A 612-nucleotide genomic window follows, 5' to 3' on the forward strand; every position below is an offset into this window, starting at 1 on the left:
GATTATCCGTTTCAGTTTGCCATGATCGCATTCAATCACGTTGTTCCGGTACTTAATCTGTCGGTGTTCAACGTCAGACGGGCACCGGCCTTCGCGTTTGAGCAGAGCAAGCGCGCGACCATAGGCGGGCGCTTTATCCGTGTTGATGAATCGCGGGATCTGCCACTTCTTCACGTTGTTGAGGATTTTACCCAGAAACCGGTATGCAGCTTTGCTGTTACGACGGGAGGAGAGATAAAAATCGACAGTGCGGCCCCGGCTGTCGACGGCCCGGTACAGATACGCCCAGCGGCCATTGACCTTCACGTAGGTTTCATCCATGTGCCACGGGCAAAGATCGGAAGGGTTACGCCAGTACCAGCGCAGCCGTTTTTCCATTTCAGGCGCATAACGCTGAACCCAGCGGTAAATCGTGGAGTGATCGACATTCACTCCGCGTTCAGCCAGCATCTCCTGCAGCTCACGGTAACTGATGCCGTATTTGCAGTACCAGCGTACGGCCCACAGAATGATGTCACGCTGAAAATGCCGGCCTTTGAATGGGTTCATGTGCAGCTCCATCAGCAAAAGGGGATGATAAGTTTATCACCACCGACTATTTGCAACAGTGCC

The 612-nt window shown here is 53.4% G+C and carries 1 protein-coding gene; it reads right to left on the bottom strand.

Annotated features, from left to right (window positions below; all coding sequences use genetic code 11):
- A partial coding sequence (locus ACJ8MK_RS26010) for an IS6-like element IS26 family transposase (RefSeq protein WP_016247604.1) occupies positions 1-549 on the bottom strand: 549 nt, incomplete at its 3' end.
- Positions 550-612 lie beyond the last annotated feature (63 nt).

Origin of the sequence: Serratia sp. CY38905 (genome assembly GCF_052168875.1) — a bacterium.
GTDB classification, from domain to species: Bacteria; Pseudomonadota; Gammaproteobacteria; order Enterobacterales; family Enterobacteriaceae; genus Serratia; species Serratia sarumanii.